At 69.6% G+C, this 19,396-nt stretch carries 18 protein-coding genes; 14 read left to right on the top strand and 4 right to left on the bottom strand.

Annotated features, from left to right (window positions below):
* The first annotated feature begins 20 nt into the window (after positions 1-20).
* Entirely contained in the window at positions 21-305 is a 285-nt protein-coding gene (locus B0293_RS18780) for a WXG100 family type VII secretion target (protein WP_005166829.1), read from the top strand.
* A 121-nt stretch (positions 306-426) separates the two neighbouring features.
* Here B0293_RS18780 and B0293_RS18775 read toward each other — a convergent pair whose 3' ends face one another.
* Together B0293_RS18775 and B0293_RS18770 are read right to left on the bottom strand one after the other, a co-directional pair.
* Entirely contained in the window at positions 427-1,182 is a 756-nt protein-coding gene (locus tag B0293_RS18775) for a DUF4333 domain-containing protein (RefSeq protein ID WP_005166830.1), read from the bottom strand.
* A 2-nt stretch (positions 1,183-1,184) separates the two neighbouring features.
* Complete coding sequence (locus B0293_RS18770; RefSeq protein ID WP_005166832.1) at positions 1,185-2,075, bottom strand: hypothetical protein; 891 nt, start codon at positions 2,073-2,075, stop codon at positions 1,185-1,187.
* A 275-nt stretch (positions 2,076-2,350) separates the two neighbouring features.
* On the opposite strand from B0293_RS18770, the gene rplM reads away from it, so the two are divergent.
* The 6 genes from rplM (at position 2,351) to B0293_RS18740 (ending at position 8,374) form a co-directional block, all read left to right on the top strand.
* Positions 2,351-2,803 carry a 50S ribosomal protein L13 gene (gene rplM, locus B0293_RS18765; protein ID WP_005166833.1) on the top strand — a complete coding sequence of 151 codons (453 nt, stop codon included), beginning with the start codon at positions 2,351-2,353 and terminating at the stop codon, positions 2,801-2,803.
* Positions 2,804-2,817: 14 nt separating this feature from the next.
* Positions 2,818-3,321, top strand: a complete 504-nt coding sequence (rpsI, locus tag B0293_RS18760) for a 30S ribosomal protein S9 (RefSeq protein ID WP_005166834.1) — start codon at positions 2,818-2,820, stop codon at positions 3,319-3,321.
* A 257-nt stretch (positions 3,322-3,578) separates the two neighbouring features.
* Positions 3,579-4,913 (top strand): phosphoglucosamine mutase, encoded by a 1,335-nt coding sequence (gene glmM, locus B0293_RS18755; RefSeq protein ID WP_005166835.1) that lies wholly within the window; start codon positions 3,579-3,581, stop codon positions 4,911-4,913.
* 136 nt (positions 4,914-5,049) lie between these two features.
* Positions 5,050-5,361 carry a hypothetical protein gene (locus tag B0293_RS18750; RefSeq protein WP_005166836.1) on the top strand — a complete coding sequence of 104 codons (312 nt, stop codon included), beginning with the start codon at positions 5,050-5,052 and terminating at the stop codon, positions 5,359-5,361.
* Complete coding sequence (locus tag B0293_RS18745; protein ID WP_005166837.1) at positions 5,358-7,862, top strand: WXG100 family type VII secretion target; 2,505 nt, start codon at positions 5,358-5,360, stop codon at positions 7,860-7,862. The genes B0293_RS18750 and B0293_RS18745 overlap by 4 nt, the downstream gene beginning before the upstream one ends.
* Before the next feature lie 29 nt (positions 7,863-7,891).
* Positions 7,892-8,374: a hypothetical protein gene (locus B0293_RS18740; protein WP_005166838.1), complete on the top strand. Its 483-nt coding sequence runs from the start codon at positions 7,892-7,894 to the stop codon at positions 8,372-8,374.
* Positions 8,375-8,378: 4 nt separating this feature from the next.
* Here the strand turns inward: B0293_RS18740 and B0293_RS18735 are convergent, their stop codons facing one another.
* Entirely contained in the window at positions 8,379-9,311 is a 933-nt protein-coding gene (locus tag B0293_RS18735; RefSeq protein WP_005166839.1) for a cytochrome P450 family protein, read from the bottom strand.
* A 15-nt stretch (positions 9,312-9,326) separates the two neighbouring features.
* Here B0293_RS18735 and B0293_RS18730 point away from each other — a divergent pair, with 15 nt between their 5' ends.
* The 5 genes from B0293_RS18730 to B0293_RS18710 all read left to right on the top strand — a co-directional run bounded on the left by B0293_RS18730 (position 9,327) and on the right by B0293_RS18710 (position 14,766).
* Complete coding sequence (locus B0293_RS18730) at positions 9,327-11,027, top strand: fatty acyl-AMP ligase (RefSeq protein WP_052014621.1); 1,701 nt, start codon at positions 9,327-9,329, stop codon at positions 11,025-11,027.
* A complete protein-coding gene (locus tag B0293_RS18725; RefSeq protein WP_039919711.1) occupies positions 11,017-11,322 on the top strand; it encodes an acyl carrier protein in 306 nt (101 codons plus the stop codon). The genes B0293_RS18730 and B0293_RS18725 overlap by 11 nt, the downstream gene beginning before the upstream one ends.
* A gap of 138 nt (positions 11,323-11,460) precedes the next feature.
* Complete coding sequence (locus B0293_RS18720) at positions 11,461-11,775, top strand: hypothetical protein (RefSeq protein WP_005166844.1); 315 nt, start codon at positions 11,461-11,463, stop codon at positions 11,773-11,775.
* Positions 11,775-14,180, top strand: coding sequence for a collagen-like domain-containing protein (locus B0293_RS18715; protein ID WP_005166847.1), 2,406 nt, complete (start codon positions 11,775-11,777; stop codon positions 14,178-14,180). The genes B0293_RS18720 and B0293_RS18715 overlap by 1 nt, the downstream gene beginning before the upstream one ends.
* Positions 14,181-14,208: 28 nt before the next feature.
* Positions 14,209-14,766 carry a hypothetical protein gene (locus B0293_RS18710; protein ID WP_005166849.1) on the top strand — a complete coding sequence of 186 codons (558 nt, stop codon included), beginning with the start codon at positions 14,209-14,211 and terminating at the stop codon, positions 14,764-14,766.
* Positions 14,767-14,972: 206 nt separating this feature from the next.
* Here the strand turns inward: B0293_RS18710 and B0293_RS18705 are convergent, their stop codons facing one another.
* Positions 14,973-15,797, bottom strand: a complete 825-nt coding sequence (locus tag B0293_RS18705; RefSeq protein WP_005166852.1) for a dienelactone hydrolase family protein — start codon at positions 15,795-15,797, stop codon at positions 14,973-14,975.
* A gap of 129 nt (positions 15,798-15,926) precedes the next feature.
* Between B0293_RS18705 and glmS the strand changes: the two genes are divergently transcribed.
* Positions 15,927-17,789: a glutamine--fructose-6-phosphate transaminase (isomerizing) gene (gene glmS / locus B0293_RS18700; protein WP_039919713.1), complete on the top strand. Its 1,863-nt coding sequence runs from the start codon at positions 15,927-15,929 to the stop codon at positions 17,787-17,789.
* Positions 17,790-17,804: 15 nt separating this feature from the next.
* A complete protein-coding gene (locus tag B0293_RS18695; protein ID WP_077241335.1) occupies positions 17,805-19,244 on the top strand; it encodes a bifunctional ADP-dependent NAD(P)H-hydrate dehydratase/NAD(P)H-hydrate epimerase in 1,440 nt (479 codons plus the stop codon).
* Positions 19,245-19,396: the final 152 nt, after the last annotated feature.

The following is a 19,396-nucleotide window of genomic DNA, read 5'->3' as shown; positions in this document are numbered from 1 at the left end:
TTTGAATTCTGGAGGAAATCATGGCCGAGATGAAGGTCGATTACGCCACGATCCACGCGGCGGCGGACGACTGCACCGCGACCGGTGGCGAGCTGGAGTCCCTGTTCGGTCAGCTGAAGAGCGACCTGGCTCCGCTGGTCAACACCTGGCAGGGTGACGCGCAGACCGCGTACCTGGCCGCTCAGCAGGAGTGGGACAACAAGTTCGACGAGCTCAAGCAGCTCCTCGCGCAGGTCGCCGGCGTGCTGCCGCAGCTGGCCGACGGCTACCAGAGCACGGAGCAGGGCGTCACCGGCCTGTTCTGAGTCTCACGCTCCGAACGAGCAACGGCGGGCAGGCATCTTCGGATGCCGAGCCCGCCGTTTCGTTTGTGTCAAAGGAAAAGCCGCGACGGGAGTTTCCCGCCGCGGCTCTCTCGTGTCCCGGTCAGTGCGGTGCGCCGACCTCGAATTCCGGGCTGGTGTTCAGTACCCGGACGGTGACTTTCTTCTGCTGTCCCGAAAGATCGATCGAGCAGTCGAACGTGGTGCCGTTCTCCACCGGCTGACCGGACGGGCACGCCACGTTCTTCACGTCCGGCTCCCCGTAGTGCTCGTTGAGCACGCGGGTGACCCCGTCCTGGACCGACTTCTGATCGAGGCTGTCGCCGGCGAACGCGCCCAGCAGCCAAGCCCCGACACCGCCCGCGACCACCACGGCCACGGCGATCCCGCCGATCAGCAAGGTTTTCTTGGAGACCTTCGGTTTCTTCGCGGGTTCGGTGCCGAAAGCGCCGAGCCCGCCGTACTGCGACGACTGGGTTGGCTGGGCGGGCTGGAACCCTCCGCCGTACTGCCCCTGCGGCGGATTCTGTTGCTGTGCCTGCCAATCCTGCTGCGGCGCGGGCGGCTGCTGCTGGGATTGCTGCGGTTGCTGAGGTTGCTGCCAAGCCGTTCCCGGCGCCGGGGCCGCGTTCTGCTGCCAGGGTCCGGAGAACGAGCCGGTGACGCCGGGCTGGCCGGTCTGCTGCCACTGTCCCGTGTAGGAGCCGGTGGTCGCGGCGTTCGGATCGTTCTGTTGCCACTGCCCGGAATGCGGTCCGGTGGCTTGGCCTTCCTGCTGCCAGCCCTGCTGCTGGTTCGCGGGATTCGCGGGCGGCTGCCACCACTGCTGCTGCGGCTGCTGAGGCTGCTGGTCGGTCATGCTCAGACGCCCTTCAACTCGTTGAACCGGCGGTTGAAGTCGTCCTTGGCCGCCTTGTCCGGCAGCACGGTGATCTGCGAAGCGTCCGGCAGCTTCGGCAGGTCCTGCACGGTCGCCTTGCCGGTGAAGCGGAAGTCGTAGCGCAGCTCGATCTTGTGCCCGCCGCCCTCGATCTTCGCCTCCATCACGATCTGGCTCAGCGTCCCGTCCGGGTTGAGCGAGACGGTGGTCCGCACCGGGGCCTTCTTCATCTCGTCCGTGATCGCCCCGCTGATCGACGGCGGCAGTACTTCCACCCGCCGTTCGATGAACTTCCCGAACGGGACGTCGGCGGTCAGCTCGGTTCGCTTGTCCGGGAGGCTTTTCGCGCCCTTCACGACCTTCTTGTCCGCGTTGTAGGACACGGCGATCGCGTCGGCCATCTTGCAGGCGTGGATGATCCCGACCCACGCGCAGGGAATGGTCAGCCCGGCCTCGGACTTCAGCATCGAAACCCACGGCGTCGGGGCGAGGCTCTTGTAGACCGGCCCGAGGTACACGTACTCGACGGGCCCGTCGGCCGGGGTGTACCAGTCGATGCTGTCGTCCGGGTTCTTCTGCGAGCGCTGACGGCTGACCCGTGCTTCCGGGGAACCGGTGCGGGCCGAGGAGATCGTGCTGCGGACGTACTTCTCGTCGAACCGGAAGTAGGCGCCCGATTCGCTGGTGACGTCACGCTGGTCGCCGATGGTGTCCTGCAGCTTGCTCATCGCCGTTTCGAACTTCGTGCCGACGTAGGTCGCCGCGTCGTCGCCCTTCGGCACGGCGGTGCCCGCACGCGCCTGGCCGCAGGCTGTGGTGAGCGCCAGCACGGCGCCCAGCACGCACAAGATGGTCGTTGGCCGTTTGTTCATCGCCGTTCCCCTGATCGAGTCCCCGCGCGCGGTGCGCGTCCGGATCGTCTCATCCTCTCCCGGGAAGGACGATGCCGTGGGCGGTTCCGCCACACCGGCGGGGTACAGTTGCGGGGCGCCCGCCGGGCGCCGGTCCTAGTATGGGACCCCGGACCGACCCCCGCTTCGCAGTAGGGTCGGGCGTGGGGGTATCTTCATATGTCGTTGTGCGCTGCGGCGCGTAAGCGCTAGGCCCGCACAGAACCCACACGCAATGTTGACGACGAGGTAGACCCTTGCCCACGTACAGCCCCAAGCCCGGCGACGTCACTCGTGCCTGGCACGTGATCGACGCCGAGGATGTCGTGCTCGGCCGGCTCGCGACCGAGGTCGCCACGCTGCTGCGCGGCAAGCACAAGCCGACCTACGCCCCGCACGTGGACACCGGTGACTTCGTCATCATCGTCAACGCCGAGAAGGTCGCGCTCACCGGAAACAAGCGCGAGCAGAAGTTCGCGTACCGGCACAGCGGTTACCCCGGCGGTCTGCGTAAGCGCTCCTTCGGCGAACTGCTCGACACCAAGCCCGAGCACCTGCTCGAGAAGGTCGTCAAGGGCATGCTCCCGAAGAACAAGCTCGGCCGCGCCCAGGCGAAGAAGCTCAAGGTCTACGCCGGCGCCGAGCACCCGCACGCCGCGCAGCAGCCGCAGGCGCGCGAGATCACCAAGATCGCGCAGGTCGCGCAGTGAGTGAGGAACAGTCTGTGACCAGCACCGAGGAGACCGTGACCGAGGCCGTCGCGGCCACGGAGACCGCTCCGGTCGGCGACGCCGTCGCGACCAGCGAGACCCCCGCCGCCCCGCGCCCGTCGCGTGCCGCCGGTGGCAACGCCCAGACCGTCGGCCGCCGCAAGGAAGCCGTCGTCCGGGTGCGCGTCGTTCCCGGTACCGGTGAGTTCAAGCTCAACGGCCGCACGCTCGAGGAGTACTTCCCGAACAAGGTGCACCAGCAGCTCATCCGTGAGCCGCTGGTGACGGTCGACAAGCCCGACTCGTTCGACATCTTCGCCAACCTGCACGGTGGCGGGATCTCGGGCCAGGCCGGCGCGCTGCGTCTCGCGATCGCCCGTGCGCTCGTCGAGGTCGACGCCGACGACCGCCCGGCCCTGAAGAAGGCCGGCTTCCTGACCCGTGACGCCCGCGCCACGGAGCGGAAGAAGTACGGCCTCAAGAAGGCCCGTAAGGCTCCGCAGTACAGCAAGCGCTGATCGCGCCTCTGGCGCAACCCGCGGAAGCGCCCATCCGTCTTTCGGATGGGCGCTTCCGTGTTTCCGGGTCCTTTCGGGCCCCGCCTGCCCCCAGTCCCAGCTGTCACACCCGCCCCATACGCCCCACCCGTTTCACGTTTAGCCCGCTAAAGTCGCGCGCGTCGCGTTTAGCCCGCTAAAGGCGAAGCCGGGGGCGAGGGGAAGCAGGCAGGGAGACTGGCTAGGTTGTCGTGGTGGTTTTTCAAGGAGGTCGACAGATGGCTCGCCTATTCGGTACCGACGGCGTACGTGGCCTCGCCAACGAGGAGCTGACCCCGGAGCTGGCGCTCTCGCTCGCCGCCAGCGCCGCCCGCGTCCTCGCCGCCCACGACCGTTCGCACCGTCCGGTCGCGGTCGTCGGCCGTGACCCGCGCGCCAGCGGCGAGATGCTCGAGGCCGCCGTCGTGGCGGGCCTCACCTCCGCCGGCGCCGACGTGCTGCGCCTCGGCGTCCTCCCGACGCCCGCCGTCGCGTACCTGGTCGGCGCGCTCGAAGCGGACCTCGGCGTGATGATCTCCGCCTCCCACAACCCCATGCCCGACAACGGCATCAAGCTCTTCGCCGCGGGCGGCCACAAGCTCCCCGACGGGATCGAGGACGAGATCGAGGCCGGTCTCGCCGCTCCCGTCACCCGCCCGACCGGCATCGGCGTCGGCCGCGTCAAGGACGTCCCCGACGCGGGTGACCGCTACATCCAGCACCTGCTGTCGGCCACCCCGCACCCGCTCGCGGGCCTGCGCGTCGTCGTCGACTGCGCCAACGGCGCCTCGTCCTTCGCCGCCCCCGAGGTCTACCGCAAGGCCGGCGCCGAGGTCGTCGCGATCCACGCCGACCCGGACGGCGTCAACATCAACGAGTACTGTGGGTCGAATCACCCGGACGCGTTGCGCGCGGCCGTCGTCGAGCACGGCGCCGATCTCGGGATCGCGCACGACGGTGACGCCGACCGCTGTGTCGCGGTCGACGCCTCGGGTGAGCTCATCGACGGCGACCAGATCATGGCCGTCCTCGCGCTCGCTCTCGCCGAGACCGGCGAGCTGACCAAGAACACCCTGGTCGCGACCGTTATGAGCAATCTGGGCCTGCACCTGGCGATGCGTGCGCACGACATCAACCTCGTCACCACCGCCGTCGGCGACCGCTACGTCCTCGAAGAGCTCCGCGCGAGCGGGTTCGCGCTCGGCGGCGAGCAGTCGGGCCACGTCGTCCTCCCCGCGTACGCGACCACCGGCGACGGTCTCCTCACCGCGCTGCGCGTGATGAGCCGGATGGCCTCCACCGGCAAGTCGCTCGCCGACCTCGCCGCCGTCATGAACCGCCTGCCGCAGGTGCTGGTGAACGTCCCGGTCGCGGACAAGGCGGCGGTCGCCGTCTCGGCCGCGGTCCGCGACGCCGTCGGCGCCGTCGAGGCCGAACTCGGCGACGAGGGCCGTGTCCTGCTGCGCCCGTCGGGCACCGAGCAGCTGGTCCGCGTCATGGTCGAGGCGCCCGCGCACGACACCGCACAGGCGGCCGCCGACAGGCTCGCGGGAGTCGTCTCCTCCGCCTCGTAAGCCCTCCCACGATCTTCGCAAGTCGCTGCGCACGGGTTACCGGCCCGGTACATTCCGTGTGCAAGGAGCGGCACCGGGAGTGCTTGGGCGACGTCTGATCTTCGACGAAGATCGTCGCCCGAGGTGAGGGGGAGACATGGCAGGCGGCCACAAGGTCGATCCGCAGGCGTTGACGCAGGCGGCCAAGGCGCTGAGCGACATTCCGAAACACGCTTTGGAACAGCCGCTCGCCGCGGTCAAGGACATCCAGCTGATCGCGATGGACTTCGGCCAGGGGCACCAGGACAGCTACGGACCGTACCGGCCCGCCGTCACGCGGCTGGCCAACATGGCCGACAGCTACCTCAAGGCCGCTGACCTGTTCGCGCAGAAGCTGAACGCTTCGGGCGGCAAGTACGAGGCCAACGAGGCCGACACGAGCCAGGCCGTGAAAGCGAGCGGCCGGTGACCGCCAAGGAAGAGGACGACCTCCCGACCCGCGCCGAGGTCGAGCAGATCATCAACGACGAGCGGATCCCGTGGGACGTCCGCCGTGATCTCGCTCTCCAGTACATCGACTACATCGAGGACGAGGACCCCGACGAGGTCGGCTTCGCCAGCGATGAGGACAAGAACGGTTTCCGTGACGCCGTAAAGGCGCAGATGAAGATCAGCGAAGGCGATCTCAACGGGAACAACGTCTGGGGCGGGATGCTTTCCGACACCCAGTTGATCAACAGCCTCGAAGACAGCGTCCAGGTCGCGTACGGCAACGCAAAGGGCTATGTCGACAAGTTCGCCGCGGAGGACCGTCAGGCGAACCAGAAGGCCAACACCGACGCCAGGGCCGGCCTCGATCAGATGGCTTCCAAGGCTTCGGCGACCAACCCGGCGGCCGAGACCTCGGATCAGATCCTCGACTTCGGCAAGCCGTCGTTCCACAACATCGAGATCTTCGTTCCGCTCTACAACCGTTCGGTCGCGGCGGTGCATTCCGGCACTCCGGCCGACATCAACCAGCTGCGTGAGCTGTACGACCAGCAGCGGAAGATCCCGTTCGGCAAGTTCGCGGCCGGTGCCGACGAATTCACGAAGCTCAAGGACGCGGTCGCGACCTCGTCGGGTGACGTCTCCGGGGAGATGAAGAAGAACCTCGGCGGCTGGGAGGGTGCCGCCGCCGACCAGGCGCGGACCTACCAGCAGAACTACGAGGCCAAGACGAAGGTCGTCTCGGACGGCGCGGAGCACGCGGCCGTCGCGATGATGACGGCGGCCGGTTCGGTCGCGAAGTTCTGCCGCGACAAGGCCGACTGGATGATCAAGGCCTCTTGCGACTCGCTCGGCCAGGTCACCCCGCAGGACCTGGACCGGATCATCCGGATCGCGGAGCTCGGCAGCAACGCCAGCCAGGACGACTTCAAGCACTGCTCGAAGTTCCTCGACCAGCAGTCGCGCGACATGATCAACGACGACGACTGCGACCTCGACGACGAGACGATCGATCACATCATCGGTCAGGTCAAAAGCTATCTGTCGGGAACCTTCAACACCTTCTACACGAAGTACCTGACCGATTTCCGGACCATGTGCGGCAACACCCACACCGCCGTGGCCGGAGCTTGGCAGGGCCTGACCGACTTCTTCAGCAAGCTCGAGGAGAACCCGTTCGTCGGGCTCGACTCGGCGGCGGGGACGACGGACAGCGGCTTCAAATCCGGCGGTGGGTCGGACGACGGCAGCGGTCGTACCGGCGGTTCCGGTCCCGGCACCGGCAGTGGTGGGGGCGGCAACACGACCCCGATCGGTGACGCGAAGCCGCCCGCCCCTCCGGCGCCGCCGAGCCCGCCGGATCCGAACATCAACCCCGTCACGGACAAGCCGCTCGAGCTCGACCCGGAGACCGGCGAGGCGTACCCGATCGACCCGCGCACCGGCGAGGCCGTCAAACCGGAGGGCCCGGAGACCGTCACCGTCGAGCAGGGCGATCACAAGATCTCCATGGCCGAGCCCGGCAAGGACGGCAAGATGGGGATCTCGGTCGACGACGGCACGGGGCAGGCGAAGGACTACAAGCTCGACTTCGGCGATTCACGGCCGTTGCCGGACGACACCCCGAACCGCGGACCCGGCGGTGACGCCACGGCGGGCGGCGCGATCCATCGCGACAGCGCACAACCGCCGGACGCTCCGCGCGCCGACGATCAGGCGTTCAAGCCCGGGCCGGACGGCAAGATCCACATCGAGGACGGCGGTCTCAAGATCACCGCCGAGCGGCCGGACGGGCCTGATGGACCCACGCGCGTGACGGTCGAAGACGGCAGCGGCAAGCCGACGACGTACACCCTCGGCGAAGAGAGCCCCACGGCCAAAACGGCCGCTGGAGCCGGTGGCGGCGCCCCCGACGCTCGTCCGGACGCCGCTGTTCCGGCCGGCAGGCACGCCGCGGAGGCCGTTCCCGGGCAGCCGGTGGAAGCGGCGGCGCGGGAACACGCGCAGGCCGCGCCCGAAGTGACCTCGTCGGCGCCCCACGCCGGTGACCAAAGCGTGCGGACGCACGAGATTCCGACCGCGGCCGAGGTCCCGGCGGCCGCCGCTGAGCAGACCACGCCCGCGACGGCTTCGGACTCGACGTCACCCCAGTCGCTGGGCAACCCCCTCGGTGACGACGACGGCCTCGGCGAGACCTCCGACCCGGCGGGTGCCGGTGGCGGCGCGGCGACTTCCTCGACCTCGGGGCTCGGCTCGGCGCCGGGCGGGACCGGCGATCAGACCGCCGCGGCCATGGGCGGTGGAATGGGCATGATGGGCGGCGGCATGATGGGCGGTGCCGGAGCGGGCGGCGGTGGCGGCGAGGACCAGCAGCGCAACTCGAGCGGCTATCGCGTCGACGGCGGTCTCTTCGAAACCGCGACGTCGAGCAGCCGGATCAGTGGCTCTCTCGACGACGACGGCGTGATCGGCTTCCGCTAGCGTCCGGCATCAGCGAGGGAGGACTGACCGTGAGTTCCGAGGACGCGCTTGCCGCGATGAAGAGCAGATTGGCGGATCTGGAGAGCGAGAACTCCGCGAGGATGGCTCTGCTCGACAAGCGCCGCGAAGAGGCTCTCGCCGAGAGCAAGGAGAAGTTCGACAAGCAGGCGAAGATCCAGGGCGGCGTCATCGTCCGGCTTCAGGAGCGCAACCGCAAGGCCAAGGCCGCGGGCGGCTGGGCGACCGAAGCGACCCTCGCCGACAAGGTCGAAGACGACGGCGACTTCGGGTTCGAGGAGGACGAGACCGAGAACGAGCGGCGCGCCGGGTACCGCACGGCGGACGAGCCGCCGGTCTCGTTCCGGCCGCCTGCTCCGCCCGTGCCGTCGCCGCCGCCACCCCCACCGCCTCCCGCGCCGGTTCCGGAAGAGCGTCCGGCCGGGCGGCATCGTCGCGCGGCCGCGCGGGGCGACGACGACGATTTCGCGAACACCGACTGGCTGGCGACCTGAGCGGTCAGTTCCGCAGCGTCACGATCGCCCGCTCGACACCGTGGAAGACGGCGTGCGTCTTGTACCGCACGTCTTCGGCGACGTGGTCGGGAGTCAGGATCTCGGCGAGCGCGCGAAGCGCCACTTCGCCCTCGGCGACCGCGATCCGCGAGCCGGGGCAGGTGTGCCGCCCGAGGCCGAACGCGAGTTCGGCGGCGGGGCCCAGCGGGATGGCCAATTTGTCGCCGGTCGCGAAGTCCTTGTCCGCCAGCGAGAACGGCGCGATCACGCGACGGGCGGCGAAGCGAGTGGGGGCGATCTCGTGGATCAGGCCGCGTACGTCGTCGAGGACGTCCGGGCGGCGTAGGAGTTCGAGACCGGCCAAGGCGAGGAAGTTCATGGAGTTCTCGTACGCCGCGTGGGCGAGCATCACCGGCGTGATCATCAGCTCGTCTTCGGTGATGCGGCCTGCTTCGTGCGCTTCGCGGAGCAGCGCCAGCCCGCCGCCTTCGACGGCCTCCGCCTTGAGGAAGAACATCGCGACCCTGATCGCGGCCTTGTCGGCTCCGCCCGGCCCTCCCGACCAGACGTCCAGATTCGCGGCGGTCTCCGTGAGGTTCGTCAGCAGCTTCTCGCCGAGCGGCTCGACAGTGCCGAGCACCGCCTCCGTCACCCTGGCCGCCGCCGGCCTGGCGAAATCGGCCACCAGGTCGAAGCGCGCACTCGACTTTAGCGGGCTAATCGTGACGCGCAGGTCGGCGAGCACGGCGTCCGGCAGGGGCTCCACCAGGGCGATGACCTCCTTGACGACCGCGCGCAGCCGCCGGTGGTCCGCGCCGTCCATCAGCAGGAGGTTCGGGGTCTCGGCGGCCGCACCACCCGGGTTCGAGCTGAGCTCGCGGTCGCGCAGGGCCTTGACGCGGTCCGCCGGATCGTCCAGCACGAAGAAGTCGTCCACGCTCGTATGATGCCCATGCCGCGGCCGGAGGATGTGTCCGTGTCCACAAAAGAAGTGCCCGACGAAGTGCTGCGGACCCCGCTCGTGCTCCGCCTGCTCGAGCGCGCCGACGTCGAGCGCCCCGCGTACACCCATCTCGATTGCTCGAACCGGCACGAACCCGTCGAGGACACGCTGACCTGGGCCGAGCTCCTCGTCCACGTCCGCGCTGTCGCCGCGAAGCTGCGCGAACTGATCCAGCCGGGAGACCGCGTCGCGATCACGGCGCGCCAGGACCTTTCCTACGTCGTCGCGTTCTTCGGCGCGCTGTACGCCGGGGCTGTCGCGGTGCCGTTGTCCGCTCCGGACGTCCGCGCGCACCGCGAGCGGCTCGTCGGGGTGCTCAACGACTGCGACGCCGACATCTGGCTGACGTCGGAGGCCTTGGTCGAGCGGCTGACGGAGTTCGCCGAGGCCGAGCCGGTGCCCGCTCCCCGCGAGATCGTCGCCGTCGACACCCTGCCGCTGGACCCGGCGGACCGGTCCCGGCCGGCGCCGGTCTCTCCCGAAGACCCCGCCTACCTGCAGTACACCTCCGGCACCACGCGATCGCCCGCCGGCGTGATCGTCACGCACCGGGCGCTTTCGGCCGCGTGCTGGCAGATCTGCGACGCCTACGACGTCGGCGAGCACACCACGTGCGTCGGCTGGATCCCGTTCTTCCACGACATGGGGCTGGCGCAACTGGTCGCGGGGACGATGCACTCCGGCGGCCGGACGGTGTTCATCGCGCCGCTGGAGTTCATCCGGCGCCCGGAACGCTGGCTGCTGCTGATGTCGGCGTATCCGAACACGCTCACGGCGGCCCCGAACTTCGCGTACGACCTGGTGACCGAGGCCGTGCCCGAGCCGAAGCGCGCCGAGTACGACCTCTCGACGGTGTCGATCGCGCTCAGCGGCAGTGAGCCGGTGCGGGCGGCGACCGTCCGCGAGTTCCTCGCCGCGTACGAACCCCACGGCTTCCCGCGCGGCGCGTTCCGGCCGTCCTACGGTCTGGCCGAGGCGACGGTCTACGTCGCCAGCGGCGATTCCAGCGGCCCGGTGGTGACCGAAGTGGACGGCCGGGAGGTCGTCGAGATCGGCTGGCCCCGGGGTCAGCGGGTCCGCGTCGTCGCCCCGCCGGAGCACGTTTTGCCCGCTAAAGTCGACGCGGGCGAGATCTGGGTCAAGGGGCCCAACGTGGCCGCCGGGTACTGGCGTCGCCCGGAGCTGACCGCCGAGGTGTTCGGCGCCGAGCTCGACGGCGAAGGCGGTTGGCTCCGCACCGGGGACCTGGGCACGATCCGGGACGGCAGGCTCTCCGTGACCGGACGCATGAAGGACCTGATCATCATCGACGGCCGCAACCACAGCCCTCACGACATCGAAGAGACGGTCGCCGCCGCTCACCCCCTCCTCGGCCCCGAGCGGGTCGCCGCGTTCTCGGTCGACCTCGACGACGGAGAGGGCGTCGTCGTGGTCGCCGAGCGCGCCCGGAAGGCCCCCGACTTCGACGAAGCCGAGATCGCGCGGGCCGCCACCCGCGCCGTCGCCGACCGGCACGACATCCGGCTCAAGGCCTTCTTCCTGGTGAAACCCGGCGGGCTGCCGAGGACGTCCAGCGGCAAGGTCGCGCGTTCCGCGGCCAGAACGCGGTATTGGACGGCGGATGGGACAGAATCCCTCCATGGCAGCTGACGGGAGCGAGTACGTCGACGAGATCAAGGCCCTCGTCTGCGAGACCTTCGACGTCGATCCGGACACCATCGACGAGAACACGCCCTTCGCCGAGATGGGCGTCGACTCCCGGCGCCGGGTCCGGCTCCTGGCGACGGTCGAGGTGGAGTTCGGCATCGACATCGACCTGGACGAGCTGGACCGCCTGGTCGACATCCGGGGCGCGGCGACGGTTCTCGCCGAAGCCGTCGAGTCCGGGGCGAAACCGCGAAAACGCGGTCTACCAGGCTTCTTGCGCCGGAATCGTTTGAGTTAGCAAAGGTGTGAATGTTCCTGCGGCCTCGGTGACCGGTGGGTACATTCTGTGTGCATATGCGACGGCACCTGATGTCGTCGGCGTGCGTCGTAGGTAGGACAACGAGGCGGATACAGCGGGACGAAGGGGGCACCGGTCATGCCGGACGGGGGCTACAAAGCCGATTCAGAGGCGATGCTCACGGCGTCGACGTCGTTGGAGCGCGCGGCTGAGAAAACGACGTCCGAGGCGGGGAAGGTGGGGCCGACCCAGGTCGCGCCCGAGAACTTCGGCCGGGTCCACAAGGACTACCAAAAGGGCTACGCCACTGGGATTCTCGCCATTTCCGACGCGATGAAGGGCTACGCGGGCCAGCTCACCCAGCTCGCCGGCGGGGTCAGCACCGCGTCGACCCGCTACACCTCGTCCGACCAGGCGAACGCCGCGGCTGCCAACAAGGCGGGAGCCCAGTAATGAGTGAACCGACGCAGGCACAGATCAACGAAATGCTGAAGGATCCCTACGTCACTCAGGGCACAAAAGACGCCTTGATGCTGCCGTGGAACAGGGAAGCGGCCTACAAGAAGGCCGTCGCCGAACGCGACTCGAACGCCGCGGGGGACAAGAAGCAGGCGGACGAGACGAAACAGGCCGACAAGGACCTCGACTCCATGTCCCGGCCCGCCGCGGGGGGTGCGACCACCAAATCCGACCAGGTGCTCGACCTCGGAAAGCCGGCACTGGACTTCTTCTCCGACTGGGCCGAGCAGGTCTGGAACAAGATGCCGGAGAAGTCGGGCGAAATCAGCTACAAGACCGACATCTGGGACCGGTTCCACGAGAACCGCGAGATCAATTTCCAGAAGATGTTCGACGAGGTCGAGGACCTCTCCGACGCCAAGAAGATCGTCGAGCAGACCCAGAAGGACGCGAGTTCGGCGCTGACCACGCTCTTCCACGACTGGAAGGGCGAGGGCGCGACAGCCGCGAAGGTCAAATACGACCAGCGGATCCAGCCCGACGCGAAAGAACTCATCGCGCAGATGGAGGGCACCATCAAACTGGTGCCCTCGACCATCGACAAGATCTACAGCGCGCTCAAGCTGAAGGTCGACGAAACGCTGAAGCTCCGGGTCGACAAGGTCGCGACGGCACCGCTGTACATCGCGAAGCAGGTCGTCGACATCGCGAACGGCAAGGTCGATTCCAAAGAAAAGCTCATGGACGTCGCGTACTGGCTCGACTCCGCGTGTCCGGGCAACAACCTCGCCGAACGGCTGCGTCACGACGACTGCAAGCTGAACGACGAGAACAAGGACTACGCGATCGGGGCCGCGAAGCAGTGGCTGAAGGGATCGTTCGCCAAGGAGTTCGGCGAGCGGTACGAGAACTTCAAGAAGCTCTGCAAGAACGCGACCGAGACGATCAACACGCAGTACCACGAGCTGTCGCGGTTCATGGAGGACTACACGAACCCGTTCCCCGCGGCAGGGTCCGAGAAGCCGCCCGCCGACGACGGCAAGGGCAAGGGCAACGACACCGGCGGCGGTGGGAACACCGGTGGTGGCGGGAACACCGGCGGCGGCAGCGGCGGTGGAAGCGGAAGTGGTGGCGGCACCAGCACGCCGCCTGCCGCTTCGGTCCCCGAGGCGCCGAAACCGGAGGACAAGCCCGCCGAGGGTACGAACCCGGTCACCGGGAAGCCGCTCGAGATGGACCCCGAGACCGGCAAGCCGTACCCGATCGACCCGGCGACGGGTGAGGCGATCAAGGACGGCATCGACGGTCAGGACACCATGACCGTCCAAAAGGGCGACAACAAGATCGAAATGTCCGAGCCGGACAAAGACGGCAAGATGGACATCAAGGTCGACGACGGCAAGGGCAACGAGAAGGACTACAAGCTCGACTTCGACGACCCCAAGGGCGAAGACGGCAAGCCCGGCGAAGAGGGCAAGGACGGCAAGGGCAAGGACGGCGAATTCGGTCCGCAGGGCGCGGTCAAGGAAGGCGAGCCCGGCAAGGACGGCGTCTACCGGCCCGGTCCGGACGGCAAGATCCACATCCAGGACGGCAACCTCAAGATCACCGCCGAGCAGCCGGACGGTCCCAACGGCCCGACCGTGGTGACCGTCGACGACGGCAAGGGCGAGCCGACCACTTACACCCTCGACGAAAAGGGTGAGAAGAAGGAACTCAAGCCCGGCGACGTCATCGACAAGGACGAGATCAAGAACGGTCTCGACGACCGGAATCCCGGCAACCCGCAGCCCGGCAAGCCCGAAGAGGTCCGCACCATGCCCGCCCCGGCCGATGGCCTGGCACCTGGCGGCGGTGGCGGGAGCGGCTTCAGCGCTCCGGGCGGCGTCGAGGTCGGTGTCGGTGCCGAAGGGACGGCCGGGGCGTCCGCGGACGCTTCCGGTGGCGTCGCGGCGGGCGCGGGTGGCGATGGCACCGTGCCGGCGGCCAGCGGTGGCGGAGGCGGCGGCAGCTTCGAAGGCGCGCTCGGTGGTGTCGGCGAAGGTGGTTCGGCGGGGTCGCTGAACGAAGCCGGTTCGCTGGAGCCGGGCATGCAGTCCGGGGGCGGTGCGCAGCCGGCCGCGGCCGACGGCGGTCTCGGGGCGGCTCCCGGCGGTATGGACGCGGCGCCCGCGGCTGCCAGTGCCGGTGCCGGTAGCTCTTCCGCCGGGATGGGCGGCATGATGGGTGGAATGGGCGCCATGGGCGGCGCGGCCGGTGGCGGCGGGGGTGACACGCAGCGCGGGTCGAGCCAGTACCGCGTCGAAGGTGGCATTTTCGAGACCAGCGGTGCGGGCGGCCGGATCAGCGGGTCGCTCGACGACGAGGGCGGCGACCGCTCGATCAGCTACGAGCGATGATCGGTAGCCGGGGAACGAGGGAGGACCGATGAGCGCTGTTGACCGGCTGGCGGCCGCCATGTCCAGGCAGGACGCCGCCATCACGGAGCAGTTGGAGCAGCGGGGGCTGCGGGAACGTCACCTCGCCGACGCCAAGGCGCAGGCGATGGAAACCATGCAGAAGGACGCCGCCGTCCACGACAAGTACGCCGCCCACATGCAGGAACTGGGGAAGCGGAGCAAGGAGGCGGGCGGCTGGCTGACCGGCAAGACGACCGCCGACCGGAACCACACGATCGGCTTCGACATCGAGGACGACGACAAGCCGGACGCCCGGTTCGCCGAGTTCGGTGCCCGTCAGGGTGCCGACGCTTCGCGGCCCGCGCCCCCGCCTCCGCCGCCACTCCCGGTCGCGCCGGGCGTGCCCGGGATGCCGGCGACGGTGGACGTCCCGCCCGCGGCGGCGCCGACGCCCCCGCCGCCCGCTGCGGCGACTGAAGCTCCTGGGGCGTCCGGTACGCCTGCGCGTCGCCGGGGGCGTCACGCCCGGGACGACAAGGGTTTCGACGACGACGACTTCTCGAACAACTCGTGGATGGTCGACTGACCCGCTTGACCGCACTTCAGGGCCCGGCTCACCAGAGCCGGGCCCTTCTTTTCGCCCCTTCGCCCGCGTCGACTTTCGCGGGCTAACCGCGATCCGGCTCGGGCGCGTCGCGTTTAGGGGGCGAAACGCGACGCGGCGAGGGTGTCGACTTTCGCGGGCTAAACGTGATCCGGTGGGCGAGATCGCGTTTAGCGGGCTAAACGCGCTCAGGCGGCGGGTTCGTCGGCGACCGCGATCGGGGCGCGCTTGACGTCGGCGTCCAGCAGGGGCTGGTACTTCGTCGTCCCCGTCAGGTGGGTGAGGAAGAACGCGGTGAACAGCGCCCTCGTCAGCTGCTGGGTCCCGCGGTGCGGCTTCCCGTGCAGCAGCAGCTGGCTCCAGTGCCTGCCCTCGGTGACGCCGAGGTGCGACGACTTCCCGAGCGTCCGCAGCTGCACCGGCCCACCCCACGCGTCCGCGATGGCTTCGGCGTGCCCGACCGGCGGCGCGACCAGGTCTTCGCCCGCCGCGAGATGCAGGCCGGGCACGGTCACCGACCGGGCCGACACCGTCGCGGGCGGCAGCGTCTGCGCGGGGGTGATGGTGGCGACGGCGCGGATCCGCGGCCGATCATCGTTCTCCGCGGCCTGCGCGGCGGCCAGCACCGCCGAACCGCCGCCCGTCGAGTGCCCCGCGAGGCCGAGCTTCGCCGGGTCGACGCTGATGCCGTCCGGTCCGAGGCGGACCGTCGTGATCAGGTCGAGAGTGGTGAGCAGGTCGCCGGCCAGCAGCCGGTGCGACGGCAGCGGTCCGCGCTGGGTGGCGGGAGCCGCCGCGACGATGCCCCAGCTCGCGAGGTGCCGGAGCAGGTGCCGGTAGCTTCCGGTGGGCTGAAGCCAGCCGTGCCCGAACGCGATCGCGGGCAGACCGAGCCCCGAACGGGGCGTGAACACGACACCGGGCAGTCCGACCAGGGCGAGGTTGCCGCGAAGCACCTCGTGCGGACCTGGGTGGGACAGCTCCGCGAGCAGCTGTTTGGGCTTGCTGGCCATGCTCGTGACCTTACTGCCCGCACCCCCGTCCGGCCCGCGCGCCGCCCCACGCGTCGCGTTTAGCCCGCTAAACGCAAGTGCGCGCCGCCCGGGCGAAGGGGCCGGATTACCGTCGTTAGGCTGGCGGCCGTGTGTGGAATCGTGGGATACGTAGGACACCGCCCGGCCCTGGACGTCGTCATCGGCGGGCTTCGCCGGATGGAGTACCGCGGCTATGACTCGGCGGGCGTCGCCGTTCTGGACGGCTCCGGCGCGCTGAACGTCGAGCGCAAGGCGGGCCGCCTGGCCAACCTGGAGACCCAGCTCGACACCGTCGGCAGGGACGCCTTCTACGGCACCGCCGGGATGGGCCACACCCGCTGGGCCACCCACGGCGCCCCGATCGACCGCAACTCGCACCCGCACCGCGACGCCTCCCAGCGCGTCGCCGTCGTGCACAACGGCATCATCGAGAACTTCGCCGCCCTGCGCGCCGAGCTCGAGGCCGACAACGTCGAGATGGCGAGCGACACCGACTCCGAGACCGCCGCCCATCTGATCTCCCGCGCCTACACCGAGGGCGACACGAAGGGCGACTTCCCGGCGAGCGTCGCTGCGGTCTGCCGCCGCCTTGAGGGCGCGTTCACCCTGGTCGTGACCATCGCCGACCAGCCGGACACCATCGTCGCCGCTCGCCGCTCCTCGCCGCTGGTCGTCGGCGTCGGCGAGGGTGAACACTTCGTCGCTTCCGACGTCGCCGCGTTCATCGAGCACACCCGCGAGGCCGTCGAACTCGGCCAGGACCAGCTCGTCGTGATCACCCGCGAGGGATACGAGGTCACCGACTTCCACGGCGACGCCGCCCAGGCCAAGCCGTTCACCGTCGACTGGGACCTCTCGGCCGCGGAAAAGGGCGGCCACGAGTACTTCATGCTCAAGGAGATCGACGAGCAGCCGGAGGCGCTGGCCAACACGCTGCGCGGCCACTTTGACGGCGGCCGGATCATCCTCGACGAGCAGCGCATCTCCGACCAGGACCTGCGTGACGTCGACAAGGTCTTCGTCGTCGCCTGTGGTTCCGCGTACCACTCGGGCCTCGTCGCCAAGTACGCGATCGAGCACTGGTGCCGCCTCCCGGTCGAGGTCGAGCTGGCCAGCGAGTTCCGCTACCGCGACCCGGTGCTGGACCGCGCGACCCTGGTCGTCGCCGTCTCCCAGTCGGGCGAGACCGCGGACACCCTCGAAGCCGTCCGCCACGCGCGCGAGCAGAAGGCCCGCGTCCTGGCAGTCTGCAACACCAACGGCGCGCAGATCCCGCGCGAATCCGACGCCGTCCTCTACACGCACGCCGGTCCGGAGATCGGCGTCGCCTCGACCAAGGCGTTCCTCGCGCAGATCGCGGCGAACTACCTGGTCGGCCTGGCGCTCGCGCAGGCTCGCGGCACCAAGTACCCGGACGAGGTCGCCCGCGAGTTCGCCGAGCTCGAGGCCATGCCCGCCGCAGTGCAGAAGGTTCTGTCCACTGTGGACCAGGTTCGCGACCTCGGCCGCCGGATCGCCGATTCGAAGGCCGTGCTGTTCCTCGGCCGTCACGTCGGTTTCCCGGTCGCCCTCGAAGGCGCGCTGAAGCTCAAGGAACTGGCGTACATGCACGCCGAGGGTTTCGCCGCCGGCGAGCTCAAGCACGGCCCGATCGCGCTGATCGAAGAAGGCCTGCCCGTCGTCGTGGTGATGCCGTCGCCCAAGGGACGCGCGGTGCTGCACTCGAAACTGGTGTCGAACATCAGCGAGATCCAGGCGCGCGGCGCCCGCACGATCGTGATCGCGGAGGAGGGCGACGAGACCGTCCGCCCGTTCGCCGACGAGCTGATCGAGATCCCGGCCGTCCCGACGCTGCTCCAGCCGCTGGTCTCCACCGTTCCGTTGCAGGTGCTGGCCGCCGAGATCGCCCGCACGCGCGGGTACGACGTCGACAAGCCGCGTAACCTGGCGAAGTCGGTCACCGTCGAGTAGCAGACCGGAGGCGTCGTGCAGGGAATCTGGACCACGGAACGGATTCGCGCGGCGGAAGACCGGTTGCTCGCCGTCACGCCCGACGGCGAGCTCATGCGGCGCGCGGCTTTCGGTCTGGCGGTGCACGCCGCCGAAATGCTGGCCGAGCACACGGGTTCGGTGTCCGGACGGCGGGTGACACTGCTCGTCGGGTCGGGCAACAACGGCGGCGATGCCCTTTGGGCGGGCGCGTTCCTGCGTCGTCGCAATGTCGCCGTCTCCGCGATCCTGCTGAAGCCCGAACGCGCTCACGGTGCGGGTTTGGCTGCCTTGAAGCGATCTGGTGGCAAGGTTGTGTCCGTTGAGGACGGTCCACAGTGGATCAGGCGCGCGGACCTCGTCCTCGACGGAATCGTCGGTATCTCGGCGCGAGGTCCTTTGCGAGCGGACGCCGCGGCGCTGCTGGAGCACGTGAGTTCGCCGGTGCTGGCCGTCGATCTGCCGAGCGGGGTGGACCCGGACACCGGCGCGGTCGACGGTCCGGCGGTCGTCGCCGACCGGACGGTCACTTTCGGCGCGCTCAAACCGGTGCACGCCCTCGCGCCCGCGTCCTGCGGCGAGATCGCCCTGGTGGACATCGGTCTGAGCCTCAGCGACCCTGACCTGCGACGGCTCGATACGGCGGATGTCGCCGCCGCGTGGCCGGTGCCCGGTCCGGGCGACGACAAGTACAGCCAGGGTGTGGTCGGCGTGGCCGCCGGATCCGCGACGTATCCGGGGGCGGCCGTGCTCGCGGCCGGTGCGGCGGCGCTGGCGACGTCCGGGTTGGTGCGGTACGCCGGTCATGCCGCGGACGTGGTGCGCGGGCGCTGGCCCGAGGTCGTCGCGACGGGTTCGGTGACCGACGCGGGCCGGGTGCAGGCGTGGGTCGTCGGGCCGGGGATCGGGACCGGGAACGAGGGGCGGGACGTGCTGCGGTTCGTGCTCGGGCGTGGCGTGCCGGTGTGCGCGGACGCCGACGCGACGACGATCATCGCGCGATCGCCCGACGTGCTCGACGCGCGGGATCCGGACACGCCGCTCGTGCTGACCCCGCACGCGGGGGAGTTCGAGCGGCTGATGGGTTCGCCGCCGGGGGCGGACCGGGTCGCGGCGGCGCGGTCGGCCGCGCGGAAGTACGACGCCGTCGTGCTCTTGAAGGGGCACTGCACGGTGGTCGCGGCGCCGGACGGGCGCGCGCTGGTGAACACGCCGCGGGGCTCGTGGCTCGCGACGGCCGGTTCGGGGGACGTGCTGTCCGGTCTGGTCGGCGCGCTGCTCGCCGCCGGGCTCGATCCGTGGCTGGCGGCCGGGGCCGCCGCGCACGTCCACTCGCTCGCCGGGTCGCTGGCCGCCGACGGCGCCCCCACCTCGGCGTCCGGCATCCTCGCCGCCGTCCCGGCCGCCCTCCGGTCCCTTCTCTCCCCAGCCTCCTGACCAGGGCCCCGACCTGCGTTTAGCCCCCTAACCGGGCTCTGATGGCACCCGCCCGCAGAGCGCGATTAGGGGGCTAAACGCAAGTCGGCGGGCCCCAGGGGGAGGTGAGGGGAAATGCGAGAGTTATCGAGTTACGTGTTAACTCCGGGCGA

It is taken from the genome of Amycolatopsis azurea DSM 43854 (assembly GCF_001995215.1).
GTDB lineage: Bacteria > Actinomycetota > Actinomycetes > Mycobacteriales > Pseudonocardiaceae > Amycolatopsis > Amycolatopsis azurea.
Note: the sequence above shows the minus strand (reverse complement) of the source record. Positions and strands in the feature narration are given on the sequence as shown.

Bases quoted from the DNA above. Each gene is read 5' to 3' on its own strand.
- B0293_RS18780 (WP_005166829.1), top strand. From the start codon at position 21: ATGGCCGAGATGAAGGTCGATTACGCCACGATCCACGCGGCGGCGGAC.
- B0293_RS18775 (WP_005166830.1), bottom strand. From the start codon at position 1,182: ATGACCGACCAGCAGCCTCAGCAGCCGCAGCAGCAGTGGTGGCAGCCG.
- B0293_RS18770 (WP_005166832.1), bottom strand. From the start codon at position 2,075: ATGAACAAACGGCCAACGACCATCTTGTGCGTGCTGGGCGCCGTGCTG.
- glmM (WP_005166835.1), top strand. From the start codon at position 3,579: ATGGCTCGCCTATTCGGTACCGACGGCGTACGTGGCCTCGCCAACGAG.
- B0293_RS18750 (WP_005166836.1), top strand. From the start codon at position 5,050: ATGGCAGGCGGCCACAAGGTCGATCCGCAGGCGTTGACGCAGGCGGCC.
- B0293_RS18730 (WP_052014621.1), top strand. From the start codon at position 9,327: ATGCCGCGGCCGGAGGATGTGTCCGTGTCCACAAAAGAAGTGCCCGAC.
- B0293_RS18725 (WP_039919711.1), top strand. From the start codon at position 11,017: ATGGCAGCTGACGGGAGCGAGTACGTCGACGAGATCAAGGCCCTCGTC.
- B0293_RS18720 (WP_005166844.1), top strand. From the start codon at position 11,461: ATGCCGGACGGGGGCTACAAAGCCGATTCAGAGGCGATGCTCACGGCG.
- B0293_RS18715 (WP_005166847.1), top strand. From the start codon at position 11,775: ATGAGTGAACCGACGCAGGCACAGATCAACGAAATGCTGAAGGATCCC.
- B0293_RS18710 (WP_005166849.1), top strand. From the start codon at position 14,209: ATGAGCGCTGTTGACCGGCTGGCGGCCGCCATGTCCAGGCAGGACGCC.
- B0293_RS18705 (WP_005166852.1), bottom strand. From the start codon at position 15,797: ATGGCCAGCAAGCCCAAACAGCTGCTCGCGGAGCTGTCCCACCCAGGT.